This window comes from Microbacterium sp. 13-71-7 (genome assembly GCF_002257455.1).
In the GTDB taxonomy this organism is placed as follows: domain Bacteria; phylum Actinomycetota; class Actinomycetes; order Actinomycetales; family Microbacteriaceae; genus Microbacterium.
Genome location: NZ_NCKN01000198.1, coordinates 1 through 7,595 on the forward strand (window position 1 = coordinate 1; position 7,595 = coordinate 7,595).

Consider the following 7,595-nt stretch of genomic DNA (forward strand, 5'->3'; position numbering starts at 1 on the left):
GGTAGGCGTTCGGCACGCCCGTCGCGATCCCCGCGATCACCTGCCACGAGAAGCCCACGACGACGCCGAGCGCGCCGAGGGCGAGGTAGTGCGCGATCTCGCGGCCGGCGAGCGGATCCGCCTTCCGCCGCACCCAGCGCACCACGAGCATCAGGCCGAGCATGAGAGCGAACGCCAGAACGCCGGGGCGGGTGAATCCCATCAGGACGATCAGCGGATAGAGCCGCACGTAGCGGCGGCGGATCAGGCCGTCCAGCGCGAGCAGCAGGAACAGCATGTTCAGGACCTCGGCGTAGCCGACCTGGAACAGCGCGCCCAAGGGGCCGGAGGCGAAGAAGACGACCGTCCAGACGGCCGCCATCCGGCCGATCCGATTGCGCATCATCCGGAACAGCACGAGGCAGCAGAGATATCCCGCCACCAGGGACACGAGCGCGGCCCCGACTCCCCAGCCGCCGTTGCCGAACGGGAGCGCGAAGACCTGGGAGACCCACGGGTACACCGGCAGGAACGCCCAGGAGTTCTGGGTGATGTGCCCGTCCGGGCCGAGCGGCAGGACCGTCGGATACCCGTACACGACGATGTACCAGTACCACTGCGCGTCCCACCCGGTCACGAAGGAGGCGATCGACGCCCCGTGGCCGAAACGCGAGCCTGATGCCCCCGACAGCGTGGTGGCCCACAGCAGCAGCCCGGTGGTGATCAGGCGGGCGCCGACGTAGATCGCGAGGATCCCCGCCCAGGCGGGCGTCCGCGCGTAGAACCGGGCGGCCCATCGCGGCCCGGCGGCGGCGTTGCGTCGGCGGGGCACCGCCGTGGCGGCGAGCTCAGACACCGCTGAGCCAGGAACGCAGGCCCCGTTCGGTGGCCGTGATCTGGGAGAGCGGCACCCGCTCCTCGTCGTGGTGCGCGAGATGCGGATCCCCTGGCCCGTAGTTGACCGCGGGGATGCCCAGCGCGGAGAACCGCGCCACATCGGTCCAGCCGTACTTCGGCTTCGGCGTCGCGCCGACCGCGGCGACGAACTCCTGTGCGATCGGGGCGTCCAGGCCGGGGCGCGCGCCCTCGGCGACGTCGGTGATCTCGACCGCGAACCCGGCGAACACGTTGCGCACATGCGCCTCGGCGTCGGCCGCGGACTTGTTCGGGGCGAAGCGGTAGTTCACCTCGACCTCGCAGGCGTCGGGGATCACGTTGCCGGCGATGCCGCCGCTGATCCGCACCGCGTTCAGCCCCTCGCGGTACTCCAGGCCGTCGACGGCGATCTCGCGCGGACGGTACTCGGCCAGGCGTGCCAGGATCGGCGCCGCACGGTGGATGGCGTTCTCGCCGATCCAGGCGCGCGCCGAGTGCGCGCGCACGCCCGTCGTGCGCACGACCGCGCGCAGCGTGCCGTTGCAGCCGCCCTCGACCTCGCCGTTCGAGGGTTCGCCGAGGATCGCGAAGTCGGCCTCGAAGAGATCCGGCCGGTGATCGGCGAGCAGCTTGAGGCCGTTGCGGGCGGCCTCGACCTCCTCGTTGTCGTACCACATCCAGGTGATGTCGACCACGGGCTCCGTGAGCTCCGCGGCGAGCTTGAGCTGCACCGCGACGCCCGCCTTCATGTCGACCGTGCCGCGCCCCCAGATCAGGGCCTCGCCGTCGACCTCCACGTCGCGCGTGGGCACGTTGGCGTTGATCGGCACCGTGTCGATGTGCCCGGCGATCGCGACGCGCTGCGCGCGGCCCAGGTTCGTGCGGGCGACGATCGTGTTGCCGTCGCGGAGCACCTCGAGATGGCCGAGTGCGCGCACGGCCTCCTCGATCAGGTCGGCGAGGGGCTTCTCCTCCCCCGAGACGCTGGGGATGTCGCAGATCGCGCGGGTGATGTCCGCCGCAGAGGCGGTGAGATCGAGCGGCATGGTCCCCACCCTAGCGCCGCGTCATGAAGGGGAAGCTGGGGGCGGGTGTTCGGTAGCGTGGAGGCATGACCGACGCGCGCATGATCCACGGCTCCGGACTGACCACCATCGCCGGCGACGGCACCGTGCTGGACGCCTGGTTCCCCGAGATCAGCGCGATCGCGCCGTCCGCGGCGGACCTCGCGGCCTCCGCCCTGACCTTCGAGGCACTCGCGGGCCCGGATGAGCGCCGCAACGTCACCATCGAGGCGGTGCAGCTCTCGATCGACCTCGACGCCGCTCCGGCCTCCACCGCCGACGCGTACCTGCGCCTCCAGGCCCTCTCGCACCTGCTGGTGCGCCCCAACGAGCTGAACCTCGACGGCGTCTTCCGCCACCTGCCCAACGTCGCCTGGACCAGCGCCGGCCCGATGCTCCCGGACGACGCCGCGCGGCTGCGCCCGCTGCTGCAGCGCGCGGGGATCCAGATCTCCGGCGTGGACAAGTTCCCGCGGCTCACCGACTACGTGCTTCCGGAGGGCGTGCGCATCGCCGACGCCTCCCGGGTGCGCCTGGGCGCCCACCTGGCTCCCGGCACCACCGTCATGCACGAGGGCTTCGTGAACTTCAACGCCGGCACGCTCGGCGCCTCCATGGTCGAGGGCCGGATCTCGCAGGGCGTCGTCGTCGGCGACGGATCCGACATCGGCGGCGGCTCCTCGATCATGGGCACGCTGTCCGGCGGAGGCACCCACCGCGTCTCGATCGGCGCGCGCACGCTGCTCGGCGCGAACGCCGGCATCGGCATCTCCCTCGGCGACGACTGCATCGTCGAGGCGGGGCTCTACGTCACGGCGGGCACGAAGATCGTGCTGGCCGACGGCGCCCCGCTGGCCGATGGCGGCCGCCCCGTCGTCAAGGGTGCGGAGCTCAGCGGCCAGAACGGGATCCTGTTCCGCCGCAACTCGCTCTCCGGCGCCGTCGAGGCCGTGCGCCGCGCCGGCGTGGGCGTCACGCTCAACGAGGCACTGCACGCCTAGGAGCGCAGCGAGCCGATCGCGAGGCCGAGCACGCGGCGGCGCTGCTCCTCGTCGTCGTAGGCGACCGCGCTCACGCCGGCGATGAGCTTGACGACGTCGGCGATCGCGACGTCCGCCTTGACGGCGCCGTCCTCCTGAGCCCGCCGCAGCAGCGGCTCCCCCGCGCCCAGCATCACGCCGCGGCACTCCGCGAACACCGTCGACTCCCGGTTCAGGCCGTCGAGCAGCACGTGCTTGGTGCCCACGTACTCGATGAAGCGGTCGAGCCACGCCTCGAACGCCTGCCACGGCGGCAGGTCGGCCACCTCGTCGGCCGCGTCGGCGAGCGCGGCGACCTCGCGGAGGTAGAGGGTCTCGATCAGGTCGTCCCTGGTCGGGAAGTTGCGGTACAGCGTGCCGATGCCGACGCCGGCGCGGCGGGCGATGTCCTCGAGCGAGGCGCCGGAGCCGTCCTCGGCGAACGCCTCGCGCCCCGCGGCGACGAGGGCGTCGAAGTTCCGCGCAGCGTCGGCGCGGCGCGGTCGACGCTCCTCCAGCGTCGTCGTCGCCCGGTTCTGGCCGCCCATCGTGCCGTCCTTCCAAAAAGTCTCGGAAGACCTCTTGCAAAACGGAGGGACCCTCCGGTAATCTCAATCCGGAGGCATCCTCCGTTCGGAGGTCTCCCTCCACTTTACCCCTCTTCTCCAGGCTCCGGAAGGGAACTCATGTCCCGCTCATCCACCTCGATCCTGGTCGCGATCGCCGTGGCGGTCTCCTCCATCGCACTTCTTCAGAACCTCGTCATCCCCCTCGTGCCGCTCATCCAGGCGGAGTTCGGCGTCACCGCGGATGCGGCCAGCTGGACCATGACGGCCTGGCTCATCGCCGCCGCGGTCGCGACGCCGACGCTCGGACGCGTCGGCGACCTGCGCGGCCGGCGCACGACCTTTCTCATCACCCTGGGCGTCACCGCGGCCGGCGACGTGCTGGCCGCGATCGCCCCGACGCTCGAGGTGCTCATCGTCGCCCGCGTGCTGCAGGGCGTCGGCGGCGCGCTGTTCCCCCTCGCCTACGGCCTGCTGCGCGACGCGCTGCCCCGTGAGCGCGTGACCGGGGCGATCGGCGTGGTGAGCGCCGTGATCGGCATCGGCGGCGCCGCAGGCACGGTGCTCGCCGGCCCGCTGGCCGACCTCGTCGGCTGGCGCGGCACGTTCGCCGTGCCGTTCCTGGTGGCGGCCCTCGGCGCCTTCCTCACCCTCGCCGCAGTCCGCGACAGCGGCGCCCGAGCACGCGGAAGGGTCAACGCGCTCTCCTCCGTGCTGCTGTCCGCCTGGCTCGTGGCGCTGCTCGTGCCGCTCAGCACCGGCTCGCGCTGGGGCTGGACGTCGCCGGTCGTGCTCGCCCTGTTCGGCGTCGCCGTCCTCGCGTTCTCCGCGTGGATCGTCTCCGAGCTCCGCGCGAAGGAGCCGCTCGTGGATCTGCGCCTCCTGGCCTCCCCCGCGATCTGGCCGGTGAACGCCGCATCGCTCCTGATCGGGGCCGGCGTCTTCGCGTTCTGGGGCTACCTGCCGCAGTTCCTCGAGCTGTCCGCGTCCGCCGGCGGCTCTGGCCTCACGGTGCGCGACGCCGGGCTGATGCTCGTCCCGATGCTCATCGGCATGAGCGGCGTCGGCTTCGCCACCGGCGCGCTGAACCGCATCCTCTCGCTGCGCACCCTGCTGGTGATCGGTGCGCTGCTCATGGGCCTCTCCGGCGCCTCCGCCGCTCTCGCGCACTCGTCGCCCTGGCAGCTCGCACTGGCGGGCGCCGGATTCGGGATCGGATGCGGACTGGCCTACGCCGCCTCGGCGGGAATCGTCGTGCAGAGCGTGCCTGCGGCGGTCACGGGCGTCGCGACCGGCGTCAACGCGAACCTCCGCACGATCGGATCCGCGATCGGCTCGGCCGCGACCGGCGCGATCGTGTTCGGCGAGGCCCCGCACGGCACCGGCTCCGGCTTCGCGACCGCGTGGGGGCTCGTCGCGGTCGCCACGATCCTCGCGGGCGCGATCGTGTGGGCGGTGCGCACCCGCCCCGCGGTGACCACTTCGGCCACCCCGATCCCCGAGCTCGTCGAGGCCTGAATCGAGGAGCTCGTCGGGACCTGAACCACGGCTCAGGGGATCCAGGATAAGATGGACGGGATGTCGGATCTTCCGGCATCTCGTCGCCATCCCGGATCCTCTGGCCTTCTTCGAGGTCAAAGGGATCGTATCCCTGGAAGCGGAGCCCAGCTCCCCCTCGCGATCCGGTTCTCGAGCGGCGACCTCTCGCGTCGAACAGACGCCCGTATGCGGCCGGACGATCCGGTCCAGGAGATATCCATGCCTACCTTCCTCGATCTCGGCGTGCCCGCCGAGCTCGCCGCCGTGCTCGAAGCCGACGGCAAGACCGAAGCCTTCCCGATCCAGCAGGGAACCCTGCCCGACTCCCTCGCCGGCCGCGACCTGCTCGGCCGCGGCCGCACCGGCAGCGGCAAGACGCTCGCCTTCGCGATCCCGCTCGTGGCACGCCTGGCCGGTGCCAAGGCTCGGCCGCAGCACCCGCGCGGCCTCGTCCTCGCGCCGACCCGCGAGCTCGCCTCGCAGATCGCCGCCACCATCGCGCCGCTGGCGAAGGCTGCGAACCTGCGCGTGACCACGGTCTTCGGCGGAGTGAGCCAGCGCCCCCAGGAGGAGGCGCTGCGCCGCGGCGTCGACATCGTGGTGGCCTGCCCCGGGCGCCTCGAAGACCTCATGAAGCAGGGCGTCGTGCGCCTCGACGAGGTGCGGACCACCGTGCTCGACGAGGCCGACCACATGGCCGACCTCGGCTTCCTGCCCGGCGTCACCCGCATCCTGAGCGCCACGCCGAAGGACGGCCAGCGCCTGCTCTTCAGCGCCACCCTCGACAACGGCATCGACGTGCTCGCGCGCCGCTTCCTGTCGAACCCGGTCAGCCACGAGGTCGACGAGTCCAGCGTGCCGGTGGGCGAGATGACCCACCGCGTGCTCGAGGTGGCAGACGCCGAGGTCAAGAAGGTGCTCGTGCAGACGCTCGCCTCCGGCGCCGGACGACGCATCCTGTTCACGCGCACCAAGCACCAGGCCAAGAAGCTCGCCAAGGCGCTGACCACGGCCGGCATCCCCTCCGTCGACCTGCACGGCAACCTCTCCCAGGGCGCCCGCGAGCGCAACCTCGCCGCGTTCGCCGGAGATCCCGCCGACGGCGGCGTGCGCGTGCTCGTCGCGACCGACGTGGCCGCCCGCGGCGTGCACGTCGACGACGTCGATCTCGTCGTGCACGTGGATCCGCCCGCCGAGCACAAGGCGTACCTGCACCGCTCCGGCCGCACGGCGCGCGCGGGCGCGGCGGGCACGGTCGTCACCGTGCTGCTCCCCGAGCAGCGCCGCGACGTGAAGGACCTGCTGCGCAAGGCGAAGATCACCGCGGCGATCGAGCCGGTCTCGGCGTCCTCCCCGGTCGTGGCGGAGCTCGTCGGCGAGACCGCCGCGTACGTCAAGCCCGCGCCCAAGCCGGTCCAGCAGCCGCAGCGCCAGGCTCCGAAGAAGAAGCCGGCACCGCAGGCTCAGAACCGGCAGCCGCAGGGACAGCGCCGCGCCGCCGGATCCGCGTCCGGTGACGTCGCCCCCGCCGCGCCCGCCCGTCGCCGTCGTCGCCGCTCGTCGCGCCCCCAGGGCACCCCGACGGCCCGCTGACCCGGTCTCCTGATCCGGTCCCCTGATCGCGTTTCCTGACCGCGAGACTCCAACTCCGCGACGAGACTGCGCTGAATAAGCGCAGTCTCGTCGCCCAGATGGAGTCTCGCGGTCAGAGCAGCCGGGACGTTGACCGCGCCGGCGTGAGCCACGATCCGCGGGTCGTGATTCACGCCGGTTTTGCGTATCCCTTCACTCCCGTGTCGACGAAGACGCATGCGGTGTCGCCGACCGTCCAGGCGTCGTGCCCGGGACTCAGATCGACCACATCCCCCGGGCCCATGTCGAGCTCGGTGCCGTCATCGAACCGCACGGTCATCCGCCCCTCGAGGCAGATCCCGGTGTGGTGCGTCTGGCAGGACTCCGTTCCCGCGATCGGCTTGACGTCGTTCGACCACCGCCAGCCGGGCTCGAAGACCCCACGTCCCAGCGTGAAGTCGCCCAGGGTCACGACGTCCATGTGACCGTGGGCTTGGAAGGGGCGCCGCTCGTGCGGCGTCTCGATGTTGTGCTTGTCGGACATGAGAGCACCTTCCACAGGGTGATCGGGTGAGCGGCATCGGCAGCGCTCACCCAGGACGCCCATGACACCGCGACGGACGCGGCCGACGCCGTCCGTGCCGCCTGAATCTCATCGTCGTTGCGGCGGATCGCGACCACGGGCCCAGCCCACGTCGTCGACCGTCTCGCGGCGTCGTCAGGTCGACCTCGACCGTCCTCACCGCCCCCAGTCATGTGATTCCTACACCCGCCGGAATCGGCCGTCAAGAGCCTGCGCCCCGCGGGATCCCGACCGGGAAAGCGATGGGGGGAGGATCCGATCCGGATCCTCCCCCCATCGCTGCCACGCCCGCTCAGCTGCGGCGGAACTCGCGCTCGTGCGAACCCGTGTACAGCTGCTGCGGGCGGCCGATCTTGGTCTGCGGGTCGAAGTTCAGCTCGCGCCACTGCGCCAGCCA

General features: G+C 71.9%; 6 protein-coding genes and 1 pseudogene. 3 read left to right on the top strand and 4 right to left on the bottom strand.

Annotated features, from left to right (window positions below; translation table 11 throughout):
- Both B7X32_RS16110 and dapE read right to left on the bottom strand, forming a co-directional pair.
- Window positions 1-835: pseudogene (locus B7X32_RS16110) on the bottom strand (hypothetical protein); the annotation flags it as partial.
- Window positions 828-1,901 (bottom strand): succinyl-diaminopimelate desuccinylase, encoded by a 1,074-nt coding sequence (gene dapE, locus B7X32_RS16115; protein ID WP_292721843.1) that lies wholly within the window; start codon window positions 1,899-1,901, stop codon window positions 828-830. The gene dapE and the pseudogene B7X32_RS16110, both read right to left, overlap by 8 nt.
- 65 nt (window positions 1,902-1,966) lie before the next feature.
- Between dapE and dapD the strand changes: the two genes are divergently transcribed.
- Entirely contained in the window at window positions 1,967-2,920 is a 954-nt protein-coding gene (dapD, locus tag B7X32_RS16120) for a 2,3,4,5-tetrahydropyridine-2,6-dicarboxylate N-succinyltransferase (protein WP_292721846.1), read from the top strand.
- On the opposite strand, the gene B7X32_RS16125 is transcribed toward dapD, so the two are convergent.
- Complete coding sequence (locus B7X32_RS16125; protein WP_292721849.1) at window positions 2,917-3,486, bottom strand: TetR/AcrR family transcriptional regulator; 570 nt, start codon at window positions 3,484-3,486, stop codon at window positions 2,917-2,919. The genes dapD and B7X32_RS16125 overlap by 4 nt on opposite strands.
- 138 nt (window positions 3,487-3,624) lie before the next feature.
- Here B7X32_RS16125 and B7X32_RS16130 point away from each other — a divergent pair, with 138 nt between their 5' ends.
- Together B7X32_RS16130 and B7X32_RS16135 are read left to right on the top strand one after the other, a co-directional pair.
- Window positions 3,625-5,022 carry an MFS transporter gene (locus tag B7X32_RS16130; RefSeq protein ID WP_292721852.1) on the top strand — a complete coding sequence of 466 codons (1,398 nt, stop codon included), beginning with the start codon at window positions 3,625-3,627 and terminating at the stop codon, window positions 5,020-5,022.
- A 240-nt stretch (window positions 5,023-5,262) separates the two neighbouring features.
- Window positions 5,263-6,636, top strand: coding sequence for a DEAD/DEAH box helicase (locus B7X32_RS16135; RefSeq protein WP_292721855.1), 1,374 nt, complete (start codon window positions 5,263-5,265; stop codon window positions 6,634-6,636).
- Window positions 6,637-6,805: 169 nt separating this feature from the next.
- Here B7X32_RS16135 and B7X32_RS16140 read toward each other — a convergent pair whose 3' ends face one another.
- The gene (locus B7X32_RS16140; protein ID WP_292721858.1) at window positions 6,806-7,159 is read right to left on the bottom strand and encodes a cupin domain-containing protein; all 354 of its coding nucleotides are present in this window, start codon (window positions 7,157-7,159) and stop codon (window positions 6,806-6,808) included.
- Window positions 7,160-7,595: the final 436 nt, after the last annotated feature.